The organism is Hallella absiana (assembly GCF_025457485.1).
In the GTDB taxonomy this organism is placed as follows: domain Bacteria; phylum Bacteroidota; class Bacteroidia; order Bacteroidales; family Bacteroidaceae; genus Prevotella; species Prevotella absiana.
The window spans coordinates 65,041-89,579 of record NZ_JAMXSP010000001.1; the positions used below are offsets into that span (position 1 = coordinate 65,041).

Here is a 24,539-nt window from a genome sequence, read left to right on the forward strand (position 1 = left end):
ATTGTAGTTCTCTTTTGAAATTGTCGATTCTTTCAGCTTCGCTATCTGCCGGAGCTTTTGCCCCCGCGAGTATGGATGCTTGCCTCTTTTTTACCCTTTACAAATGCAGTGCTTCCATGAACCGACGGATCACCTGTGGGTCGCCGGTGTGCTTTCCATTGTCTTCACTGATCTTGCAGGTGTCGTTGTAGAACGGCCATGACTCGGTGATCTTAGCAGCTACGAGCTTAATCACGATATTCATCGGGCGGATACCATCGAAATCATTGGTGAAATGTGTGCCGATGCCAAACGAAGGCTGCACATACTTCTCTGCTTCATGCTGCAATGCGATGGCCCGGTCGGTGTCGAGGGCGTTGGAGAAGATGACCTGCTTTGTCTTGGAGTCGATGCCTAAACTACGGTATTTGGCACAGATCCTATTGAGTTGCTCCATGTTATCACCGGAATCGACGCGCAGGCCTTTGAAGAGGTTGGCAAAGTCTTCGGAGAAGTTCAGGGAGAAGATATTCCAGCCAAAGGTATCGTAGAGGTATGTGCCGAGCGCACCGTTGAAGGTATGTCGCCAGGCATTCATAGCGATGTGGTTGGCCATCTGTGGGCCGTACATGCCACCTATGGCTGCTATGAACTCGTGCGCCATCGTGCCGACAGGCGTCAGATCGTATTTCATGGCGAGATAGACGTTGCTCGTCCCCACGAATCTGCCCTTCCAGTCGCGTGCCTCCTGGCAGTCTTTCATCGCTCTGACCACCGTGTCCTCAGCTTGGAACGACGCACGGCGGCGTGTACCGAAGTCGGAATAGGTACATCCGGCTTCGAGCAACCGCTCTGCCTTATGGTAAGTTTTATGGTAATAGGCGTCATAGTCAAACTTGTCTTTTTCGTTGCATACGATATAGTACAGTTCAGAAACGATGGCAAGCACCTTCACCTCCAGCAATATCGTCTCTGCCCAGACACCCTCAAACTCTATGTGCAAGTGTCCGTCCTCGTCCTGCCAGGCGTGAACCCACTTGCGGCTGAAGCGGAAGCCGCGCAGATAGATATAGAACCAGTCGGGCAGATAATAGCATTTGCGCCGCATAAAGGCAATCTCCTCGTCGGTGATGGTGAGCTTTTCGAGATACCCCACCTGCTCCATGACAAGATCGGCAAATCCCTTGGGATATACGGTGTTGTCACGGTCGTTGAATTCATACTTCACCCATGCGCGTGGATAGTTGTCGATCACTGCGCAGCACATTGTGAACTTGTATAGGTCGTCGTCGGTAAAATGGTTGATAATTTGCCGCATAATATAAATGGTCTATAAAACATTTCTGTGGGCAGTGAACAGTCGGACGACAAGGTGCGTCAATGGTTGCTTGATGAGCGTGTCACGGCTGCCAGTGCCTAACTGCAATATAACGGATTCCCTGCCTGAATATTGTCTACCGGCGCGCTCATTTCCATTGGGATGTCAACTGCTCATAACAGCTGATTGGCAAACCGAAAAGGCTATTCAAAACTGAAACGTATTGACAAAACACCTTCATCCTAAAAGCGCAATCTAGAGAGACCACAATGAGGGAAATGGCAAAATTGCGGCTTTGAAAGGCAAAAAAACAAAGATGACGCTATCATCTCAGTTGTCTGACCTTATCAAACAACTGAGATGACAAGGTCAGATAACTGAGATGACCACATCAAACAACCGAGATGACCGCATCAAAAGGGTGTTTTGATGGGAATTTCTTTCAAAAATAGCCCTTAAAAGAGTCTTTTATGCGAATGTAATTTACCGAGATGTTGCTATCTGTCTGTCAATCAGACAATTAGCAAAAAACCGCCTAAAATCGCGAAAATCCGGGCAAGGGACGACTTGCTTCTGAGAATCGCAATCTCAGGGCCGTTTTTTTGTCAGTTTATTCAACAAGTCGCTCTTTGTTCGATGATTAGTCTTTCAATATCTCTGTGTGAGGACAGAGCAACAGACTTATACGCTACAAGGCGAAGCTCTCTCTCTGTGGCTTCGTGTCTCTGTGTGAGATATAAAAAAAATAAATTTTCTTATTCGTTTTCTTTGTATTGTATTCAGATTGCAGTAACTTTGCATCTTAAAACGAAAATTATGAGAATGCTGAGTGACGACGAGCTGGCTATGCTGCTCGACAAAAAGATCTTTCACACCATATCGGAAGTGGCCGACGGCCTGGGCGTAGAGTGCTACGTCGTAGGAGGCTATGTGCGTGACCTCTTCCTCGAAAGACCGTCCAACGACATCGATGTGGTCGTCGTCGGTAGCGGCATCGACGTGGCGCAAGCCTTGAAAAACAAGCTCGGTCGCGCTGCCCATCTGAGTGTCTTCCGCAACTTCGGCACAGCGCAAGTCAAATACCACGACACTGAGGTGGAGTTTGTTGGTGCCCGCAAGGAAAGCTACAGCCACGACAGCCGTAAGCCACATGTCGAGGACGGCACGCTGGAGGACGACCAGAACCGGCGCGACTTCACCATCAACGCACTGGCCGTCTGTCTCAACGCCGACCGTTTTGGCGAGCTTGTCGATCCTTTCGACGGACTCGCTGACCTGGAGGACGGCATCATCCGCACGCCCCTTGACCCTGACATTACCTTTTCCGATGACCCGCTGCGCATGATGCGCTGCGTGAGATTCGCCACGCAGTTGAAGTTTTACATCGAAGACGAGACCTTCGACGCACTGACACGCAATGCCGAGCGGCTGAAGATCATCAGCGGAGAGCGCATTGAGGAGGAACTCAACAAGATTATCCTTGCCGACCAGCCCAGCCGTGGCTTCGTGGACTTGCACCGCGCGGGTCTGCTCACGCTGATTCTTCCTGAGCTCACCGCGCTCGACAACGTGGAGACACGCAAGGGCCGTGCTCATAAAAACAACTTCTACCATACCCTCGAAGTCCTCGACAACGTTTGCCGCCGGCAGGACGATCGTCGGAGCTATCTCGTGGAGAAGCTCCAGGACAAGGATGCCGACGAGAAGCAAAAAGAGGAGTGGAAAGCCGACTTGCAGCATCTCGACGACCACCGTCTTTGGTTGCGTTGGGCAGCACTGATGCACGATGTCGGCAAGGCAAAGTGCAAACGGTGGGACGACGCCCAGGGCTGGACCTTCCACAACCATAACTATGTCGGTGCCAAGATGGTGCCGGCGATCTTCCGTCGCATGAAACTGCCGATGGACATGAAGATGAAATATGTGCAGAAACTCGTGGACTTGCACATGCGTCCCATAGTCATCGCTGACGAAGAGGTCACCGACAGTGCGGTCAGACGACTTGTCAATGACGCCGGCGACGACATCGACGACCTGATGATGCTCTGCGAAGCCGACATCACCAGCAAGAACAGCCAGCGCAAGCAGCGCTTCCTGGAGAATTTCCGCATGGTGCGTGAGAAGATCACGGACCTGAAAGAAAAGGACTACAAACGCCTGCTGCAACCCTGCATCGACGGCAATGAGATTATGGAGATGTTCGGCCTGAAGCCTTCAAGAGAGGTCGGTCAGCTCAAGCAAGCCTTGAAGCAGGCTGTCCTCGATAACACCGTGCCCAACGAGCGTGAGCCCCTCATGGCGCTGTTGCAGGAAAAAGCAAAGGCCTTGGGACTGAAAACGAAATAGAGTAACTGTTCAGCTAATGAAGTTGAAGACTTACTACTTGTTGTTTTATCAAGAATGAGAGAATTGTAGAATCTCCGTAACTGTTAGACGGAAGAGTCCTGTGACTGTTTTCTCTCAAGAATTTTAGAATGAGAGAATTCTGTCGATAGTCGGATTCTCTCATTTCCAAATTCCAAAGGCAAGTGCCCTCAAAGCATGTATCCATAGCCTTGAGGCTCATCTTTTAACGCGCCATCTCCGATGGCGTGAAGAATATCAACGAATATAAAAGTCATATTCCCCATATATCGTAGCATTAAAAAAGGCCGGCAAGAATTTGCCGGCCTTTTATTGTGCTTTGATAGCTAACTGTTTACTTCACTGGAGTAGGAACAGCTACAATCTCATTGTTCTTACCCTGGAGAGCCTTATTGTTGTTGACCTCATCCTCAGGGATAATCCACAGCATGATCTTGGACTCTGCCGGGATGTTGTAGGTAACACTGGCTTCGTAGTTAGCGCCACGACGGTCGATAGGCTTCTTCAGACGCATGATGTCGAAGTAAGAGAAGCCCTCACCCCAAAGCTCTACACGACGCTGGAACCATACGGCATCCTGTACGCCCTCGGCAGTCGTAGCATTGCAAGTGTAGTCGGGATCGCGATAGGTGCGGACGAAGTCCTCAAGGATCTTCTTGCCGCCAGCCACGTCGCCACTCATAGCTGTAGCCTCTGCCTGGATGAGGATCATCTCCTCCACACGCATCAAAGGCACGTCGCAGGCGTTGGTCTCATTGCCATACTTATTCTGGTATGCACCGAACTTCACGTTCAGATAAGGCACTTTCCACAAAGCGAAGAGGTGATCGTCGTCCTTGCTGGTGCTGCTGAATACGTAGACTTGCTTACCAGTGTTGATCAGATAGTCGGGATTAACGATAGGAGAGTTGAACTTGCTGTCAAGCCACCAGCCCTTGCGCACGTCAGTGGAAGGAATCTCATTCCACAGCTTGCTGTTGATGGCACGGTAAGCATACGACGGAGAATAACCATTACCCGTGAAAGAGCTCATCATTGAGGGGAAGTTCAAGATACCCGTCTGTACAATGTCACTGGTCTCGTTGACATCCATACCCCAGATCCAGTTGCTGGCAGAGATGTCGTTGAAGCCTGGCTGAGCAGCATCTTCACGGCTCAGCGGCGTGTAACCCTCAGCCGCCTTTGCCGCATCATCGGCAGCAGCTTTCCAGTTCTGCATGACCAGTTCTGTGCGGGCACGGAGACCGTAAGCCACCTGCTGGTCAATATCAGCCTTACCGCTTCGGCTTGCGCCATTCAGCAGGGTGACGGCATTGTTTAAGTCATCCATGATGAAGTCATAAACAGCCTTGACAGTGGCACGGGGATTGTCAGCAGCCTGCTCAGCAGTGGTGGTTTCTTTGACAATAGGCACGCAGAGCGCATCCTCGTGACCTTTGTAAGTGAACTGGTACATCTGAGCCAGATTCAGATAGCAGAAGGCACGCATGGCCAGAGCCTTGCCACGAGCGGCAGCAGCTGCACTGTTGTCTTTGTAAGAACTTTCTGTAGCAGAAATGATGGCGTTGGCCTGGGAGATGTTCTTGTACTGCTGATTCCACAAGAAATAGGTAATGGGGCTCTTGTCCGTACGATCGTTGAAACGTAGGTTGTTGCGATACCAGTTATAACCGTTGTTGGGCGAAACCTCATCCTCTCCGGCATTGTCCATCATCATCATGGTGGAAGCATAGCCAAAGTCGAAGTGGTAGGTTGAGCCAGCCCAGCTGGTGATAGCCTCAGCCTCAATCATGTTGGAGTACATACCCTTGACCAGACCATCGAGAGAAGAAGCGTTGCTCTCCAGCTCCCCCTTGGTTAGTGTACTTCCCTGAGGCTCTGTGTCCATGCTTTCTGTGCAACTGCTGGCAGTAAGAGCCAAGGCAGCTACCACAGCAGCGGAATAGATATATTTAAATGTCTTTTTCATTGTTGTCTTTCTTTTTATCTACTAAATCTTAGAACTTCACGGTTACGCCGCCACTGACAGTGCGCAGGGCAGAATAGTTCATACCCGTGGCAGAGCTGTAAGACTGGCGGGGATCCAAGCCCTTGCGCTTAGCGAAGAGAGCTACGTTGTCAGCCGTGAAATAGAGGCGCAGACCTTTCAGGCCAATTCTGTTGACCCATGTACGTGGGAAGTTATAACCGAACGAGATGTTGTCGATGTCGAGATAGTTCGAGCTGACAAGGAATCGGTCGGATGTAGCATTGGCATACTGATCGTCAGAATCGACACGAGGAATGTTGCTGTTAGGATTCTTCTCGCTCCAAGAGTTGAGGATATCCTTGTGCCAGCCTGAGCCAGCCTCGTTAGCTGATCCGGCGTGCATCAAACTCTGATAACCCCAGTCGCGGCACTTACCGCCAAGCTGGTAAGATGTGCTGATGGAGAAGTCGAAGCCGTAGGCAGCCACCTTGACACCGAAACCACCATAGACATCAGGCAGACGGTCGCCCAACTCGTACTGAGTGGCTTTTGCCCAGTTGGCAGTCTTCTTCACGCCTGTGACCTTGCCGTTGGCATCGGTCTGGTCGACATAATACAGAGCCTGACCCTTTTCAGCTGTCTCGCCATCGACGAGGCTGGCCTTGTCAGCATCAGAGCCTGTGTAGACACCAGCGAACTTGCGCATGTAGTAGTTGTACATACTGCCGCCCTCACGATAGAGGCTCGTACCGTCGATCCAACGTCCCTTGAGCTCAGGAGCGAGCTTCTCGATGCGGTTGGTCATTGTGGTGGCGTTGGCATAGAGGCTGACGGTGATATCCTTGGTCTTATAGACATCGGAGTTCAAGTCAAACTCAAAGCCGAAGTTACGCACCTTACCGACATTCTTCGGGAAGTAGGCATAACCGTTGGACACTGCCACCGGCATGTAGTAGAGCAGGTCATCGGTAGTACGGTTGTAGTACTCCACGCTACCGCTGAGTTTGCCGTTCCAGAAGTTGAAGTCGAAACCGGTGTTGAACGAATAAGAAGTCTCCCATGTGATATCGGGATTACCCTTGACATACAAAGCTGTAGCAGCCTCGTCGTTGAGGTTCACCACACGGTAGATATCCTCGTAAGGATAGTAGTTGGGGGCAGCGGAGCCCTGAAGCAAGAGGTTGTCGTTACCTTGTACACCGTAGCTGATCTTGTATTTCAGGAAGGTCAACCAATCCTTTGTCGGCTGCATGAAGGCCTCCTTGCTGATAACCCAGGCGGCACCAACGCTGCCGAAGTCACCCCAGCGGCTGTCCTTGGCGAAACGTGAAGAACCGTCACGGCGGTAAGATACGCTGGCGAAGTACTTCTCATCATAGTTGTACTGCACACGGCCGAACCAGCCACGCGTAGAGTAGCGGTCTGTGGAAGAGCCGGTAGCCGGTGTCTTCAGTGCATTGTCCAGCTCCATGACATTCGGGAAATAGAGCTTGTTCTTGTTGCCATAGAGCTCAGAGGTCGTAAAGTCGTAACGCTCATGACCCAACAGAGCCGTGACACTGTGCTTGCCGAAGTCGTGAGAGTAGTTCAGCAGGAACTGGTGGTTGATAGCCTTGGTGGTGTAGGCATACTTATAGATAGAGCCACCCATACCGGCATACTGACCGTAATAAGCATTGTAGAGCGTAGAGCGATTGGTATGGTCAATGTCCAAACCGAGATTATAATTGAACGACAAACCATCGTAGATGTCAAACTCTGCACCCCAACGTCCGCTGAGGACATCGGCAGAATATTTGTTCTTATCCAGCTGACCGCTGCTGGCAGGGTTAGAACCGCTCATGAACGTACGTTTGCCGGCATAGTCGGTCAAGCCTTTACCATCGCCATAGTCATACATGGTGAAGCCGTTGGCATCCTTCATAACATTGCCATTGGCATCGCGCACATAGAGGGGATAGATAGGAGCCATGAAGTTGGCCACATAGAAGATGTTGGCTGATGACGTGCTGTTCCAGTCGTCCTTATCGGTGACAGAGTAGTTGGAGTTATAATGTGTGTAGGCCACATTGGATGTTAACTTCAACCAAGGCTTCACCTGATAGTCAACCTTGCTACGTGTGGTGAAACGCTCGAAACCGGAGTTCTTCACGACACCCTCGTCGTTGAGGTAACCGGCAGATGTGAAGTAGCTGATCTTCTCGCCCTTGCCGGAAACAGTAGCGTTGTACTCCTGACGGACATTGCTCTTGTTGTAAACCTCATCATACCAGTTGTCCGGCAGATAGGTGTAGTTGCTGTCCTTGTAACCAAGAGTTGCTTTAGGATTGATCTTGCCGTCCATGCCAATGAGGCTCTCGCCATCAGGCACAGTGAAGATCGTATAACCTACACCACCATTTTCGCTTGTCGGAAGTATTTTGTTGGCATATTTGTTGGCCTGCTCAGCAGTGAGGCCCTGGCCGAGGCCACTGTTGTAGATAGCCTCGTAGGCTTTCTCCATGTATGTGGCAGGGCTCTTGATGACATCGTAGTTGGACACGGCACGGGACTCATGACCGATCTTGGCATCAAAAGTCACTTGCGCCTCACCCGACTGTCCACTCTTTGTGGTGACAAGAATGACACCATTAGCACCACGCGCACCATAGAGGGCGTTGGCTGCAGCATCCTTCAACACGGTCAGAGAAGCAATATCATTGGGGTTGATGGCTGAGATATCACCATCGTAAGGTACACCGTCAACAACATACAAAGGTGCGTTGCTGGAAGAGAATGAGCCAATACCGCGGATGCGGACAGAAGCAGTCTCACCCGGCTTGCCGCTTGGCACTGTCACCTGAACACCTGCGACCTCACCGCTCAGTGCCTGTGTGAGGTTGGCGACCTGACGGTCAGCGAGTTTGTCAGCTTTGATCTCAGCAGCAGATCCGGTGAAGGAGCTCTTCTTCTGCTTACCATAAGCTACGACCATCACTTCGTCGAGGGTCTTGTTGTCATTTACCAAAACCACCTTCATGTTGCCGCCGGCCTTCACGGTCTGGGGCTTCATGCCAAGGTAGCTGACCACCAGCTTAGCGCCTGCGGGGGCGTTGAGCTGGAAGTGACCGTTCACGTCGGTGACGGTACCCGTGTTTGTACCTTCCACCTTGATGGCGGCGCCAACAACAGGTTCGCCGTCGTCTCCGGAGGTTACGGTACCACTAACATTCGTCTGAGCCATCACGCTTCCCGCGAAGAGGAAGGTTCCGGCCAAAAGCGTCATTAGTCTTTTTTCCATAAATTCTCTCTTTAGTTAAAAATATAATGTTATGATCTTATTCTCTGTTATGTTTTCTATGTTCCTGTTCAGTGTGTCCTCTCTTTTTGTCCACACCTTATTATATATGTCTTTTCTTTCTACCTGTCCTCCTCTCTCTTCTTCTGTGTCCTCCTCCCCGCGGGAGGCGGACGCTAAAGTTTGCTGATGCAACAGAATTAATGTATCTTTGCCAGTGCTTTATAATTGTATTACTAAATCGCTATACCCATGTTCCACTTTTCTTTCCACATCTCATTATCTCTCCGCCGTCTTCATTTGTCACTGTCGGGAGGATCGAGGCACAACAGCAAAGTTTCATTCTTATTAAGTGCTGAGCAGCAAGCCAAACACTGCGAAGAAGCCAATCTGTTCAGTACGGCAAAAAACTATCGGACGGCTATCCGCTCGTTCCGCTCTTTCCTGCAAGGTCATGAGTTGATGGTCAGAGATGTCTCTCCGGGGTTGATGGCAGACTATGCTCAATGGTTGCGCCAACGGGGAACCAGCATGAACACTGCATCATGCTACCTACGCTCCTTGCGTGCTATATATAATAAGGTGGTGAAGCAATATGACTTGGAAGACCGCAAGCCTTTTCAAGACCTGTTCACCGGGCACGCCAAGACCGTGAAGCGATCGGCCACCAACGACGACATCAAACGCTTGCAGGCAATGATCCTCCCCAAGCACTCCACGCTACAACTGTCCCGCGACATTTTCCTCTTTAGCCTCTATGCCCAAGGCATGCCTTTTGTCGACGTTGCCTTCCTGCGCAAGGAGCAGATACGTGACGGACTGATCGTCTATGAGCGTCACAAGACAGGACAGCAGATCGTCGTGAAGATCGAGGGTTGCATACAAGAGATCATCAACCGCTACAGCAGAGCAGAATCTGAGTTCGTATTTCCCATCATCACCGCCCACCAGCCTACTCCAGCCTATAAACAATATCAAAGCAGTCTGAGAACTTACAACCGCAATCTCCACAAACTGGAAAAGTTGGCAGGACTGAAACGCAGCATAACCTCATACGTCGTCCGCCACACATGGGCGAGCGTTGCCTACGACACCAATGTCGATCTTGCCGTCATCGCCAGCGCACTCGGCCACACCAACACAAATACCACGCGTATCTACATCCGGGACATCAACAACCGGCGGCTTGCCGATGCCAATAAAAAAGTGTTGGGAAGAATCCTTCCATAAGGAGACCAAGACATTCAATATACAATGACACATAGTTGCCTTTCTGTTAACAACCTGTTACTCCCATTCAGCAAAAGCAACAGATTTTTAAGCAAAACGAAGCAAAATCGAAACTTTAACATTAAAACATTTGCTTAATTTAAAAATATTATCTAAATTTGCAGTCTGATATAATTATATAAAATTAGAATAGGTAAATAAAGCTTGACTTATCTTCCTCCCGCGGGGAGGAGGACACAGCAGAAGAGAGAGGAGGAACAGGTAGAAAGTAAGGACATATATAATAAGGTGTGGACAAATAGAGAGGACGCACAAAACAGGAACATACATATCACACATAGACAAGACTATAACATTATATTTTAACTAAAGAGAGAATTTATGGAAAAAAGACTAATGACGCTTTTGGCCGGAACCTTCCTCTTCGCGGGAAGCGTGATGGCTCAGACGAATGTTAGTGGTACCGTAACCTCCAGTGACGACGGTGAGCCCGTGGTGGGCGCCGCCGTGAAGGTGGAAGGTACAAACACGGGTACCGTCACGGATGTGAACGGCCACTTCCAGCTCAATGCCCCTGCTGGTGCCAAGCTGGTGGTCAGCTACCTTGGCATGAAGCCACAGACCGTGAAGGTCGGCGGAAACATGAAGGTGGTACTGCAAAACGACAATCATACACTTGACGAGGTCATGGTGGTGGCCTTCGGACAACAGACCAAGAATTCATTTGCCGGCTCTGCCGCTGTCGTCAACGCAGAGGACCTGAGCAAGAAGATTGCCACCAATGCGGCTGATGCCCTCGTGGGTACAGTTCCTGGTTTACAGATTACTGGTGGCAGCGGTCAGCCTGGTGCAGACCAGGGCGACATCCACATCCGTGGTATTGCCTCACTCAATGCTTCCACCACACCGTTGATCGTCGTAGACGGTGCTCCCTATCCTGCTTCCTTGAGCAATATTCCGCAGGAGGACATCGAGAGCATCACCGTGCTGAAGGATGCCTCTAGTGCAGCATTGTATGGTGCCCGTGGTGCCGCCGGTGTCATCTTGATTACCACAAAGAAAGGCAACATTGGCAAAGCCAACATCAATTTCGAAGCTAAATGGGGTGGTACAAGCCGTGCCGTGCAGGACTACGACGTCATCACCGACCCTAAGCAGTATGCCGAGGTCTACTACAGCCAACTCTACAACTACGCTTTCTATGGCAACGGATTCTCTGCTGCCGCCGCCAATAAGTGGGTTAATGCCAACATGTTTACCAACAAGCAGTTTGGCCTGGGCTATAACGTCTTCACGGTGCCGACGGGTGAGAATCTCATCGGCCTCGACGGCAAGATCAACCCCAACGCCACCGTGGGCGCCGTCTACACCGGCCTCAATGGCACCAAATATTACTTACAGCCCGACAACTGGAAAGACGCAGCCTACCGCCATGGCTTCCGCCAGGAGTACAACTTCAACGTCAGTGGTGCCTCTGACAAACTCTCATACTACTCTTCTGTAGGCTATCTCAAGGAGAGCGGCGTTCTGTACAACTCGGGCTATGAGCGCATCACGGCCCGCTTCAAGGCTGACTACCAGGCCACCAAGTGGCTCCATCTCTTCTCCAATGTGGGCTGGGTGCACAGCAACATGAGCTCCAACCCCAACCTGAGCAACACAAGCAGCTCTGCTGACAACCCGTCCATCTATACACAGTACATCGCCCCCATCTACCCACTCTACGTACGTGGTGTGGATGAGAACGGCAACCCGTACATCATGAAAGACGAGTACGGACATGTGCGCTACGACCTTGGCTCCTCGGCTGACTATGATGGTCTGAAGCGTGGCTTCTTGGCAAATGGTAACCCTATCGGCAGCAACCAGTATGACAACGACAAGAGCCGCGGCGACCAAATCCAGGGACAGTTCAACTTCGACATCAACTTCACACCGTGGCTGAAGTTCTCGTCGAACAACAACTACACGCTCGGCCTGTCACAATACAGCATCTACGGCAACCCGTACATCGGTGCCGCAGCTTCCGAGAATGGCTCCATCGACAAGCTTAACACGGTGTCACGCCGTCAGAATTATATTCAGACGCTCAACTACCATCAGACCTTTGGCCAGCACGACATCCAGGCTATGCTCGGACATGAGTGGTACAAGTCACACAGCGACCTGCTGGAAGCTTTGGCACGCGGTGGATTCTCCCCCGACATTCAGGAGATCGCTGCTTTCTCTGACCGGTACAACAGCACCTCCAACGCTACGAACTACAATGTGGAGGGTTACTTCGGCAATGTGCTCTATAACTACGACCAGCGCTACTTCGCACAAGCCAGCTACCGTCGTGACGCTTCCTCCCGCTTCTCCAAGGACCACCGCTGGGGTGACTTCTGGAGCGTCGGCGGCGCTTGGATCATCTCCAAGGAGAAGTTCTTCAAGGACTTGAACGCCACATGGGTCAACAACCTCAAATTCAAGGCTTCTGTCGGACAGCAGGGTAACGACGGTATCCCTGACTTCCAGTTCCTCGACCGCTACAGCTTGAGTAAAGGTAATAAGCAGATGCTTCCTTCGTTTGCCCAAATTGGTAATGACGAGATCACATGGGAGACGACGACCAACTTCAACATCGGTTTGGAGTTCAGCTTGTTCAACAACCGCGTCAACGGTGAGTTTAACTGGTACAACAAGCACACTACAAACCTTCTTTTCTGGGAGCAACTTCCAGAAAGCAATGGCGTTCGTGGCTACTACGACAACATCGGCTCTATCCGCAACCGTGGTGTGGAGCTCACTCTCAGTGCTGATGTCATCCGTACAAAAGACATCACTTGGAATGTTAGTGGTAATATCTCACACAACAACGCAAAGATTCTGAAGCTCTCACCGGATAAAATTGCAAACTACGGAGGCTGGTCTCAGGCCGACGTGAGCAACGGCTTCAACGTGTCTATGTGGTACGCTGAGGGCGGGCAGCTCTACAACGCCATGCTGCCCGACTATGCCGGTGTCAACGAGAAGGGCGAGCCCCTCTACTGGGTCGACGAGGACATCTTCAAGCAGTACCAGGCCGGTACCCTCTCCAACTCCAGCAAGCCCGGCACGAAGCACTCCTACACGACGACCAACTGGAACGAGGCATCGTATTACACCCACAACATGCTGCCTTGGGCCAACGGTGGCTTCTCCACGACGCTGTCTGCTTATGGTTTCGACGTGTCGGCAAACTTTGACTTTCAGTTAGGTGGCAAGATCTATGACTTCGGTTATGCTGAGCTGATGGCACCTTCCTACAGCAGCAACCACATTGGCTATACTTACCATAAGGACATTCTGAAAGCATGGACACCCAACAACACATCGTCGAACATTCCACGTTTCCAGTATGGTGATCAAACAGTGACCTCACAGTCTACACGTTTCCTCACAAGTGCCCGCTATCTCAATTTCCAGTCTTTCATGGTTGGATATACACTTCCGAGAGCTATTGTCAACAAACTCATGCTGAGTAAAATTCGTGTCTATGTACAGGGGCAGAACCTCTGTTTCTGGTCGGCACGCAAGGGACTTGACCCACGCTTCGACTTCCAGGGTACTACATCTCTTGGTATTGACTCATATGCACCGGTACGCACGATCATGGGTGGCATTCAGGTATCTTTCTAATGTGATTAAACAGAACAGAAATGAAAACAAAGAAAATAACTTCTCTCCTTTTTGCCGGTACTATTGCTTTAAGTCTTACCGGCTGTATAGAGGAATATACACCACAGAACGGAGCACCTTCGCAGGAGCAAGTTAGCGATGCTCCAGGTGCATTTATCAGCTTGGTATCTAACCTTACCGGCAACCTGTCGGGCAAACGCCTGTATACTACTTCCAAAAATCAGGTTTGGGACTATGGCTATACGTCGTTCTTCCTCACACGTGATGTGGAGGGTCAGGACGTCGTGGCCGCCGGCAGCAATCCCTATTCTGCCTGGTACAGTGACGTCAATCACCTGGCTTCCGGGTATGCCGTCGCCCAGTTCCCCTGGACACTGTACTACGGATGGATCAACGACTGCAACAAGGTCATTGCTGCCGGTGGAGCCGCCAACTATGCCGAGCCAGACGAGACGCATAAGCATGGTGTCGGCATCGCCTATGCCATGCGCGCTATGTTCTACCTCGACCTCTGCCGCATGTACGCACAGAAGCCTTACTTCGAGGATCATAACGCGCTGACGACCATCAAGGCCGACGAAGTGCGCACAGCCGCCGAGTCGCGCAACCAGGAGCGCATGACGTGGGACGAGGCCTTCGAATTCATGCTCAAGGACCTCGACGCCGCCGAGAAAGATCTCGCCGACTATCAGCGCTCGGACAAGTACACGCCCGACGAGAGTGTCGTCTATGGCCTCAAGGCACGCGTCTACCTGGAGAAGCAGGACTGGGCCAACGCCGAGAAGTATGCCAAGCTCGCCCAGCAGGGCTACACCGTGATGAACGAGAGCCAGTTCCTCGACCATTCCAACGGCTTCAATACGCCTGACAACAACTCCTCATGGATGTTTGCCACACAGTTCAAGGACACCGACCCCAGCATCACCACCAACGACGGCAATGACTCTTGGGGCTCCTGCATGATCACGGAGAACAGCTTGGGCGATGAAGTCGCAGGATATGCCACTACCTTCGGCGGCCCGCAGGTCATCGACAAGCATCTCTATAGCACGATTCCCAATACCGACTTCCGCAAGAAGTGCTGGCTGCCCTTCAGTGCCGACACCCTCGCCGAGGAGAAGAAGACCAGCGAGCTGCTGAACTTGCTGAAGCCTTACTCTTGCCATCAGGACAACGACGGGGCAAAATTGCTTTACCGCCTCGGACAAGTCAATAAATATGGTTATGGAGGCTTGAACGTCAAATTCCGTCCCAAGAGTGGTATCCTTGACGAGAAGTATAAGATTTGGGAGGTTTCCGTTCCTTTGATGCGCGTGGAGGAAATGAAGCTCATCGAGATTGAGGCAGCAGGAATGCAAGACTTGGCTCGTGGCAAGCAGCTTCTCACCGAATTTGCTAAGACACGTGATCCGCAGTACGTTTACGGCAAGCACAACGAGGCTTACTATAACGCCAAGACTTCTGAATTTCAAAACGAGGTGTGGTGGCAGCGTCGTGTAGAACTTTGGGGCGAGGGCTTTGCCACCTTCGACATCAAGCGTCTCAACAAGGGTATCATCCGCAGCTACGCCGGTACCAACCATACCGAGGGAGCCCGCTGGAACACAACCTCCGTACCCAACTGGATGGTTTGGACCTTCGTGGACACCGAGAGCGGAGTAAACGGTGGCATGACGCTCAACCCAGATCCTGTGCAGCCTTCAGAGGATTCTCCCGCATTCAAATGGTAAAATGTAGAACTTATAAAAGCATATACAATGAAAAATATATTTGAAAGATTGACCTTGATGCTTCTATCCTTGACAATGTTCGCAGCTTGTCAGGAAGACGAGGGCACGGATCCTGGCCACGATTCCACACCAGTGGCCTCGGTCTATAAATATACCGCAGGAGACGGCTACAACGCTGATAACGACTGCCGCTTCCGCGTCATCACCAACTCTGCCGTGCAAGAGGTCTATTACCTGGCTCAGCTCAACGACGAGAAGAAGGCCTTGAATATGACAGACCAGCAATATGCCGACTATGTTGTAGAGAAAGGCACGAAGCTCGACCTTAAGGCTGCCAGCGACACCGACGTATACGTAAAGGACCTGCACGGACTCTACGACATCACCGTGGTGGCTGTCCGCGGCAACACCAAGACGCAGCAAACTATTCAGTTCGCCGGACTGGACTACAAGCCCTACGGACAGGGCACGTGGACCTCATCGTTCTTCGGCGGCTCATGGAAAGTGGATGTGGAATATTCCACTGTCGGCAACCGCTACCGCATCAAGAGCCTCTATAAGGATGGGTATGGCTTCTCCTTCTCGCCCAACGGCTCCAACGTAACGGTATATCCCAGCGGCGCCATCGAGACGGGATATGTACACTCCTCATACGGAATGGTGAGCATGACCGACCAGGGTAGCACCTACGACGCTTCGACGAAGACGTTCACGTTCAACTTCAAGTTCACTGTCTCGGCAGGCTCCTTTGGAACAAAAACAGAAACGTTGACGCTGGATAAGTAACAGCAACTTGTTATAAATATAAAAGTGAAGTAACCGTTGGGTTGCTTCACTTTTTTGTTGTATAGGATAAGTAGACTTCAATAGAATGCAGCCCTTAGGGCTGCGAACCCCGACAGTCATGCTCTGATCTCCCGGTCACTCACGAGCTTGTATCCTTTGATCTGTATCACGATGGGATGCAGCGGCCTGTGACTATTGAGTATTCTCCTTCTCATGACATCTATCGCGTTAAAAAATAGGTTTGCAGGTGCAGATGGGTACTCAGGTTCTTACGGTTTCTTTTTCAAGTGGAACAGTAAGAGCAACGCAACACAGGAGTTTACTTGGGTGACGTCTCCTGGTGAAGATGCCTCAAAATAGCCGACAGGTTTTGCTTATAGTAACTATGATGTCACAGTTGTGAAGTAGTATTCATTAATATATAAGAAACCGCATGAAAGTTGTTCTCGAACAATGCATTCATGCGGTTTTACAATAATACATAGACTATTATAGCATTCTAAGTTGACCAACTAACCATTCGGCTGCCGGCACTATTCTTATCCTATGCCCTTTGACGGTTTCCTGCTCCTCTTCGTCCATATTGATGAGCAGCAAATCATCGCAGTGGAACTTTTCAGAAGCCTTAACAAGTGCATTGAGCTCACGTTGCCGGGTCTTGTCACTGCTGATATCGTAGGAGACCTGTATCAGCTGCTCTACGGCTCCATCTTTGACGACCATGAAGTCCACTTCCCACTGTCTGTCTCGGTAATAGAAGATGTCTTTGTGCTGTGGGCGGTAACGACGCAGCAATTCTATATATACCACATTCTCCAATCGCCAGCCAAGATTTGTCGAAGCGATGACATCATTTCTGTCAGTCACGAAAGCAGGATCGACAACATAGACTTTCTCGTTCAAAATGCGCTCCCTGCTCTTATAAGAAAACTTATGAATGCCCAAGAGCAGGAAAGCTTCCTTCAGATAGCCATAATAGTTGTCTATCGTATGATCAGAAACGCCTAAGACGGAAGATAACTTCTTGGCAGAGTATTCCTGGCAGAAGTTATCCATCAGGTAGGTGGCAAGCCTTCGTAACACCTCAACAAAGCGTACCCGGAATCGCTGTGCGATGTCGTTCCTAATGATTGCATCGAGCAAGCCCTCTACATAGCCTCGTTTGTCTGACTCGTTCAACAACTCCGGGAAGCCGCCCTCAATCAGGTATTCGCTAAGAGCCTTCTTCCTCAAAGCAGTGGCTCTTACAGAGAGTGAAGACAAATTGATGTCTTTCATCCGAGCCATCTCAGTAAAAGAAAATGGAAAAAGTTCTATTCTATGGTAGCGCCCTGTCAGATGTGTTGTGAGTTCCCCACTCAACAGCTTTGCGTTAGAGCCAGTGATCACAAGATGGATATTCTGACGGAGCATACGGTTGACAAATAGCTGCCAGTCGTCTACATTCTGCATCTCATCAAGAAAAAGATATTGAAAGTCGCCATAAAGCTGATAGAGAGCATCAAGGACTGTGTCGAAGTCCTCGGTCGTAAGACCTATCAGACGATCATCATCAAAGTTGGCATACGCAAAATTTGCTTGGTTTTGACGAAGGACCTTTTCACAGAGTGTAGATTTCCCACTTCTACGCACACCAATGACCACTTGCGCCAGCTTGCTGTTCAAAGAGAGTTGACCCTCTTCCAGACGGTCGCAGAGCGTTGACAAATCGTTGCTTTCCAATTCTTCCTTTTGATCTGAAAATACCGTGATAAGTTTTCTTACATCCATAAAAAACATCGTTTGAAGACTCTGCAAAGATAAGCAAAAACTTCGATAGAATGCAATTTTTAAAGCTGAAAACTTCGATAGAATGCAAATTTAATGGCGATAAACTTCGATAGAATGCAGTTTTTCGTGCCGTAAACTTCGATAGAATGCAGGGCTTTTGTGCAGCAAACTTCGATAGAATGCAAGTTTTCGGGCTTTCAATTTCGATAGTTAATTTTAGTCTTGCGGGTTTGGGGCGGCTATGTGCCCCTACAAAAGGATAACCGACTACGAGAAAAATATTCTATATATTCGGTTATTTTCTTTATTCCGCATAGCGGAGCGTTAACTGACAGCTAACGTTTTGCTCTTAACGCACCATCTCCGATGGTATCAAGAATATAACCGAATATTGAGAATATTTTCAGTACTTTCGTTTATCAAGCTTTAATCTCCTCGTACTTCACGAGGTCGTAGCCTTTGATCTGTATCACGATTGGGTGGAGCGTGGAGCCGTGGAGCATGCTCTGCAACTTCTTGTCGGCCGCGTAGGTCTTGATCTGATCTACAGCCTCAGTCCACTGCTTTTCGGCCTCCGCCTCGGTAGCGTCGGACTTCAAGTATTTCAGTTCCAGGATGTAGCTGTGCGCCACCATCGGATAGGTGAGGTAGTTGGGCAACAGGAAGAAATCGCAATAGCCGTGGGAGAACTCCATCTCCGGTGCCACCTGATAGTAGTTGGTCAGCGTGAGGTAGGCATTCATGAAGCCTTGCAGGTTGCGCTCGCCCTCGATGAGCTGGCGGATGGCTGTGGTGTCGTGATAAGCCTTGCAGATGAACTCTATCAACGGGCGCCAGTCGCCGTCAAGCGCTGCGCTGTCATAGACACTTCGCAATGCGGCAGTGGGGAGCGCGTTGATATTCTGATATTCATCAAACATGTATTGATAGTACTGGATGCGCACATTGTTGTTGGGGATGATCAGTTTCAGCGTCTCACCGCGCACGCCACCTATGGTCAGCATGCCATAGTAGTAGAGCAGGCTGACGAAGTTGTCATAGTCCATGATTCGTTCGGCAGGGAAATGGCTGACAACCGTGCCTAAGATATATCCCTTCTCTGCGATCTCGTGAATGGTGCTGAGGCGGCTCTCTTCCATTCTGTCTATCTCTATGAGTCGCTTCAGCTTGCCATAGTCCGTCATCGTGTTGGGATCCACAAGGTCTTCGGGACGATCTCCGGTATCAACGAGCGTACTCATATAATAGCACACCATGTCGCAGTTGAACATCTTAGGATCTGTTGCGAAACATCTTCTTGCGAAACAGTAGTTGTCGTACCACGGTTTCATGTCGGCGATGATGTCGTCCTCGGTCTTGTCCTCGCTGATGGCTCCCACCTCCTTATAGTAGCGGATCATCTGGCGCACCTCCTCTTCGGAGAAGCCGAGCATCTGGTTGAAGCGGGCATCGAGGCTCATGTTCAGTGCGATGTTGTAGCCACTGGTGAGGTCGTCGAGCGTAATGGGCGAGACGCCAAGCATGATGATGCGGTGGAACATCGGCTTGAAGAGCTTGAAGATGTCGCGGTAGAAGCCGGTGCCGTGGGTGAGCTCGTGATAAGCCCGCTGTCCCTTCACGTTGAGCACATTATTGGTGAAGTTGTCGTATTCGTCGACGATGAGATAGAGCTTAAGTCTCAATTCATGTGAAGCGTCATAGATGCGATTTAGCATACCCATTCCCGTCTTCTCTCTTAGCATATCCTCCACAAATCCTTCGGGGTAATATTCGGCATATTTCTTAGCGAAGAATTCACAGCGTCTACTAAGGTAGATGTTGAAGTCTTCATATAAGGTGTCCAAGTTGCTGCCCACCATTGAGAAGTTAAGGTGTAGTACCAAAAACTCTCCCTGCTCTTTTGTCGGATGTTCAGCGACATACAGTCCTTTGAACAGCTCTTGGAAGTTGTCCTTCTGGTTGATGTCGTAATACGATTCCAGCATATCGAGAAAGAGACTCTTGCCGAAGCGGCGCGGGCGCACCAGGAAAAGAAAGTGTCCTGCCCTCTCCATCTTCTCGAAAAACATGGTTTTGTCGACCAAGTAAAGATCTTCTTTTCGCACCTGCTCGAAGTCTGCGATGCCATAAGGTACATGCTTGTAATTTGCGTTCATAGTGACTGCATTTTGTTTCTACTTGCAAAGATAGTGAAAACGAGTGGAATACGAAAAGAAAGCCCGAGCTTTATTTTCGTGGGCAATAATGGCTTTTTTCCCTCACGCATTCGCTGCCAATTGTCCATCAACTCACTCTTATGGCGATCAGTTCCTTATTAAATGTTTGTTGCAAATATAATCGTTTTATCTCACACTTGCAAGTTCTTTTGCAATTTTATCTATTGTTGATAACAAATGTCGCAACGTACTATTGTGAATCGATAGGATTTGGAGAATATTCTCTCATTCTCGAATTCTTGAGATAAAAAAGGTTGTCATAGAGATTTTCTACTGAATACTTACCCTTGTTTATTTTATTTAATTTAATGCAATGGTTGGCTATACACTAAATTAATTGACAAACTACTGTCGTCCTGAACTTTCAATCTAGAGTGCAAAACTGTAGTGAAAATCACAGAAAAGGAAGTCCTGCTTGTCAGAAAGCGTTTCTGACACTGTCATCTCGCTTGTTTCATCGCTTTGGCTCAATTCGCCACAGTTGCGATGCACCTTATTGATAGTTCCACCACCGTCTGAGTCTCATGCACCAAGAAGGCTATGGCGACAAAAGGGGGATGGACAAAGCTGCCACCCCCCTGCCGGCTATTGAGTTATCTGGTTTCCTATTGAAGAATTACGCCGGCATATAGGAATTCCTAATAGGGTACATCAAAGCAACATACAAAAAATCCAGTAAACTCCGTTAACTCAACAGTTCCCATAATCCTTCGTTCCCAACAGTTTCAATAAACCTTCGTTTACAAAAATACGAAAAATACTCCAATGTTGTTACTCTGTTAACTATCTTTAACCACTCTATAATAACTCTATACATAGAGTTTTTATAACTTTGTGCGACAATACACACAATCGAATTATGCTGAAACATATCCGCTGTATCATCCTCCCGCTGTTATTGCTTCTGGCAACTTCCAGCCATGCCGTGCTCAAGGAGCGCGACATCAGCAGTTCGCTGTCCATTCTGCGTCAGGAACTCAACAACTACCGTCACGATCTCGACAAACAGCAAAACGACCTGCGGCTCCAGCAGCAGATGGTCGTCAAGGAGCTGATCACGGTGGGCAACCAAAGTCAGCAAAACGCGCTGATGCTATACTCCCAAAAGGAGGGCAATATCTTTGACCTTACCTACGCCTGTCACGCCGCCACGGAACAGTACAAGCAGTTCCGCAACAACGCGGCGCCCTTCCGCGACTATATCACCAACACCAACACTGAGGTCAGCCGCTACGACAGTCTGATCAACGACCTGAGCAACATGTACATTGGCGCGCTCACGCCCAAAGCCAAGCTCGACCGCAACGTCTGTCTGACGCTCGCCATCAACATCCGGCGCACGCTGGCCGACAATAACGACCAGATGAAGCAATACATCACGCTGTACAACCGTACGGAAGAGGGACTGAAGAACCTCAACGACTACGCCAACATGCGCTACGGCGAGATACAGCGGAGCATCTTCAACAATGGCGGCGAGAACTATCTGATGGTTCTTCATAACCTCAGGAAGGAATACAACCTCACGCTCACCACAGTACTGATGAAATACCGGCCGGTGCATCATGCACTCTCGGAATGGGACGGAAGGGTCATCTTAGGTTTCTTCATTGCGCTGTTTATCGGTGTACTCATTGCTGCTGGCCTGAACTATCTCGTCATCGGCTTCATCTTCACCTACCTTGTCAAGCACGGCAAGATCGACTTCCTGTTCCACTGGTTCGACAAGCGCAAGGCAAGCATACAAGCCCCGTCACCGTCCCCCAATTCCATGGAGCCATCCGGAGAAGCCGCAGACGACCTTGAGATGATCCACACCAAGGCCTCGTTCAATGCCAAGCGCCGCACGATCATCGCCACATCTACGGTGATCACCTTTGCGCTGATGCTGGGCTTGCTGCGTCAGGCCGTAGCTCAGAACTTCTTTGTCATGGCTACGGGGCTGCTCATGGAGTTCGCCTGGCTGATGGCCGCCATCCTGCTCTCACTGCTCATCCGCCTCGACGGTGCTCAGATCAAGAACGGACTGCGCATCTATGCCCCTGTGCTGACGGTGTGCTTTCTGGTCATCGGCTTCCGCATCATCCTCATACCGAACACGCTCGTCAACCTGATCTTCCCACCAATGCTGTTCATCTGTGCCGTCTGGCAATGGCTCGTGGTGAAGCACTATCAGAAGCTGTTGCCCAAGAGCGACGTGTTCTACACCACGATGTCGCTTATCGTGTTTGTCTTCAGCGTGGTGGCCTCCCTCGTCGGCTACACATTGCTCTCCGTCGAAGCCTTGATATGGTGGACGATGCAGCTGACCTGTATCCTGACGATCACCTGCGTGTCGTCGCTGCTCAAGGGCTATGGCAACAATCCGCGCCGTCTTTTCTTCGACAAGGACACGTCGATCACGCGTACGTGGCTCTTCCGTTTCTTCTACTACGCCCTGCTTCCAATATCCGGAGCACTGTCTATCATTCTGTCGATCTACTGGGCCGCCGACGTGTTCAACCTCAGCGACACCACGCTGCAAATCTTCAGCATGCGTCTGATCGACACGAAGAACTTCACCTTCTCCATCTTCAAGGCCGTGCAGGTGGTGATTCTCTTCTATCTCTTCTCCTATTTCTGCCACACGTCGCTCAACCTGCTCCACCACCACTTTGCACAGAGCGAGCACGATCATGCCATAGAGGAGAATCGCCGTGAGGACTCTCAGGCCGTGATCAGTCGCACGGCCATGTGGCGCAACGTCATCCAGGTGCTTGTCTGGGGCATCTGGCTATTGATCTCGATGAAGATCTTCAACATCGACAACTCGTGGATCGTGGCTATCTCCGCCGGTCTGTCCACTGGTATCGGTTTCGCTATGAAGGACATTCTGGAGAATATCTACTACGGCATCTCGCTGATGGCAGGCCGCATCCGCGTCGGTGACTACGTCAGCATCGACGGCACACGCGGCACCGTACGCAATATCTCCTATACCTCGACGATGATCGAAGCCCTCGACGGCAGTATCATCTCGTTTCAAAACTCGCAGCTTTTCACCAAGAACTACAAGAACCTGACGAAGAACCACGGCTACGAGCTTGCCATCATTCCCGTCGGCGTGGCATACGGCAGCAACGTCGCAGAGGTGAAGGAGTTGGCCGCTGCCGCCGTGAAGCGCATCGAACGGAAGAACTATATCAAATACATCAATACGGTCTTCGTCAACTTCGGCGACAACTCCATCGACTTCAAGGTGCTCGCATGGGTCGACTCGCGCAAACAGATCTACGCTACGGGCGAGATCTACGAGGCACTGTACAACACACTCAACGAGCATCAGATCGAGATTCCGTATCCGCAGCGCGATGTGCACATCAAAAGTGACAGCACCATGACGCAGAAAGATACCCCGAAAGCATAACGAAAAGAAGAGTTGCTACTCTTTTATATCAACACATTCTTTTCGCCAAGCGACATAATAGCCGCAAAGCAGTCGCACACCAAGGAGTCATTCACTTATACCGGCGCAGCGGATATTTTCCGTGGGATGGTGGTTGGAGGAATCCAAGATGTCTTGTATGTGATATCGCCAACGTGTCACTATATATCACTCAAAAAAAGATTTAGTGTCACCCTTCCATCCCATAAGACAAGGAAAATAGTCATGGACAGGCTTGACACCTATGGTGTGGGACAGAAGCAATGGGGTGGCTGCGAGCTTGCTCGCCAAGCCACCCCATTGCTTCTGTCCCATTGCTCTATTAGGAGCAAAAGACTGACCATGATTTTCCTACTATATTCAGGTGGAAAACGTCTATGACTGTTCTCATTCCTCTTGAGGGAACCGACCTTGGATTTCATCCTTCGTCTTCTTGCCATGACAGAGATCAAGCTGCTTAGCTCTGCTCATGTGGCTTAACGCAAACGTTCGATCTATTTATCCTCACACCACCATCCACTGAAAATATCCGCTGTGCCGGAATTCCACAAAGTGGAGCGTTAAAAAAGAAAGAAACGGGAGCACATATAATCATGCTCCTCGGTCTTTTAACGCACGCCCTTCGGACGTATAAAGAATATAAACGAATATTGAGAATATTGAGAATTATTTGTTGGAATTGAACTTTCAAAAGAAAAAGTTGATGTGACTATCATTTTTGCAGATGCTCTGATCGAACTCTATCCAAGAGTGACCAGTGAGTTTAAGAACACGGTGTCTGGTTTCAAGCAAAATGTCATTTCTCTGAATAATCAG

Annotated in this window: 11 protein-coding genes; 6 read left to right on the forward strand and 5 right to left on the reverse strand. The window is 50.0% G+C overall.

What is annotated here, in order from left to right; translation table 11 throughout:
* Positions 1-97 precede the first annotated feature (97 nt).
* A complete protein-coding gene (pncB, locus tag NG346_RS00320) occupies positions 98-1,297 on the reverse strand; it encodes a nicotinate phosphoribosyltransferase (protein WP_262288068.1) in 1,200 nt (399 codons plus the stop codon).
* Between the two features lie 816 nt (positions 1,298-2,113).
* Here pncB and NG346_RS00325 point away from each other — a divergent pair.
* A complete protein-coding gene (locus tag NG346_RS00325) occupies positions 2,114-3,643 on the forward strand; it encodes a CCA tRNA nucleotidyltransferase (RefSeq protein WP_262278850.1) in 1,530 nt (509 codons plus the stop codon).
* A 352-nt stretch (positions 3,644-3,995) separates the two neighbouring features.
* Here the strand turns inward: NG346_RS00325 and NG346_RS00330 are convergent, their stop codons facing one another.
* Both NG346_RS00330 and NG346_RS00335 read right to left on the reverse strand, forming a co-directional pair.
* A complete protein-coding gene (locus NG346_RS00330) occupies positions 3,996-5,630 on the reverse strand; it encodes a RagB/SusD family nutrient uptake outer membrane protein (RefSeq protein ID WP_262278849.1) in 1,635 nt (544 codons plus the stop codon).
* A 28-nt stretch (positions 5,631-5,658) separates the two neighbouring features.
* Entirely contained in the window at positions 5,659-8,910 is a 3,252-nt protein-coding gene (locus NG346_RS00335; protein ID WP_262278848.1) for a SusC/RagA family TonB-linked outer membrane protein, read from the reverse strand.
* A 249-nt stretch (positions 8,911-9,159) separates the two neighbouring features.
* Between NG346_RS00335 and NG346_RS00340 the strand changes: the two genes are divergently transcribed.
* The 4 genes from NG346_RS00340 (at position 9,160) to NG346_RS00355 (ending at position 16,313) form a co-directional block, all read left to right on the forward strand.
* Positions 9,160-10,137, forward strand: a complete 978-nt coding sequence (locus tag NG346_RS00340; RefSeq protein ID WP_262288069.1) for a tyrosine-type recombinase/integrase — start codon at positions 9,160-9,162, stop codon at positions 10,135-10,137.
* Between the two features lie 381 nt (positions 10,138-10,518).
* Positions 10,519-13,797, forward strand: a complete 3,279-nt coding sequence (locus NG346_RS00345; RefSeq protein WP_262288070.1) for a SusC/RagA family TonB-linked outer membrane protein — start codon at positions 10,519-10,521, stop codon at positions 13,795-13,797.
* Between the two features lie 20 nt (positions 13,798-13,817).
* Positions 13,818-15,527: a RagB/SusD family nutrient uptake outer membrane protein gene (locus tag NG346_RS00350; RefSeq protein ID WP_262288071.1), complete on the forward strand. Its 1,710-nt coding sequence runs from the start codon at positions 13,818-13,820 to the stop codon at positions 15,525-15,527.
* 75 nt (positions 15,528-15,602) lie between these two features.
* Positions 15,603-16,313, forward strand: a complete 711-nt coding sequence (locus NG346_RS00355; RefSeq protein WP_262288072.1) for a hypothetical protein — start codon at positions 15,603-15,605, stop codon at positions 16,311-16,313.
* 489 nt (positions 16,314-16,802) lie between these two features.
* Here the strand turns inward: NG346_RS00355 and NG346_RS00360 are convergent, their stop codons facing one another.
* Together NG346_RS00360 and NG346_RS00365 are read right to left on the reverse strand one after the other, a co-directional pair.
* Positions 16,803-18,083: an ATP-binding protein gene (locus NG346_RS00360; RefSeq protein WP_262288073.1), complete on the reverse strand. Its 1,281-nt coding sequence runs from the start codon at positions 18,081-18,083 to the stop codon at positions 16,803-16,805.
* A gap of 419 nt (positions 18,084-18,502) precedes the next feature.
* Positions 18,503-20,239, reverse strand: a complete 1,737-nt coding sequence (locus NG346_RS00365; RefSeq protein ID WP_262288074.1) for an ATP-binding protein — start codon at positions 20,237-20,239, stop codon at positions 18,503-18,505.
* Positions 20,240-21,158: 919 nt separating this feature from the next.
* Here NG346_RS00365 and NG346_RS00370 point away from each other — a divergent pair.
* A complete protein-coding gene (locus NG346_RS00370) occupies positions 21,159-23,705 on the forward strand; it encodes a mechanosensitive ion channel family protein (RefSeq protein ID WP_262288075.1) in 2,547 nt (848 codons plus the stop codon).
* Positions 23,706-24,539 lie beyond the last annotated feature (834 nt).

Bases quoted from the DNA above. Each gene is read 5' to 3' on its own strand.
- pncB (WP_262288068.1), bottom strand. From the start codon at position 1,297: ATGCGGCAAATTATCAACCATTTTACCGACGACGACCTATACAAGTTC.
- NG346_RS00325 (WP_262278850.1), top strand. From the start codon at position 2,114: ATGAGAATGCTGAGTGACGACGAGCTGGCTATGCTGCTCGACAAAAAG.
- NG346_RS00330 (WP_262278849.1), bottom strand. From the start codon at position 5,630: ATGAAAAAGACATTTAAATATATCTATTCCGCTGCTGTGGTAGCTGCC.
- NG346_RS00335 (WP_262278848.1), bottom strand. From the start codon at position 8,910: ATGGAAAAAAGACTAATGACGCTTTTGGCCGGAACCTTCCTCTTCGCG.
- NG346_RS00340 (WP_262288069.1), top strand. From the start codon at position 9,160: ATGTTCCACTTTTCTTTCCACATCTCATTATCTCTCCGCCGTCTTCAT.
- NG346_RS00345 (WP_262288070.1), top strand. From the start codon at position 10,519: ATGGAAAAAAGACTAATGACGCTTTTGGCCGGAACCTTCCTCTTCGCG.
- NG346_RS00350 (WP_262288071.1), top strand. From the start codon at position 13,818: ATGAAAACAAAGAAAATAACTTCTCTCCTTTTTGCCGGTACTATTGCT.
- NG346_RS00355 (WP_262288072.1), top strand. From the start codon at position 15,603: ATGTTCGCAGCTTGTCAGGAAGACGAGGGCACGGATCCTGGCCACGAT.
- NG346_RS00360 (WP_262288073.1), bottom strand. From the start codon at position 18,083: ATGGATGTAAGAAAACTTATCACGGTATTTTCAGATCAAAAGGAAGAA.
- NG346_RS00365 (WP_262288074.1), bottom strand. From the start codon at position 20,239: ATGAACGCAAATTACAAGCATGTACCTTATGGCATCGCAGACTTCGAG.
- NG346_RS00370 (WP_262288075.1), top strand. From the start codon at position 21,159: ATGCTGAAACATATCCGCTGTATCATCCTCCCGCTGTTATTGCTTCTG.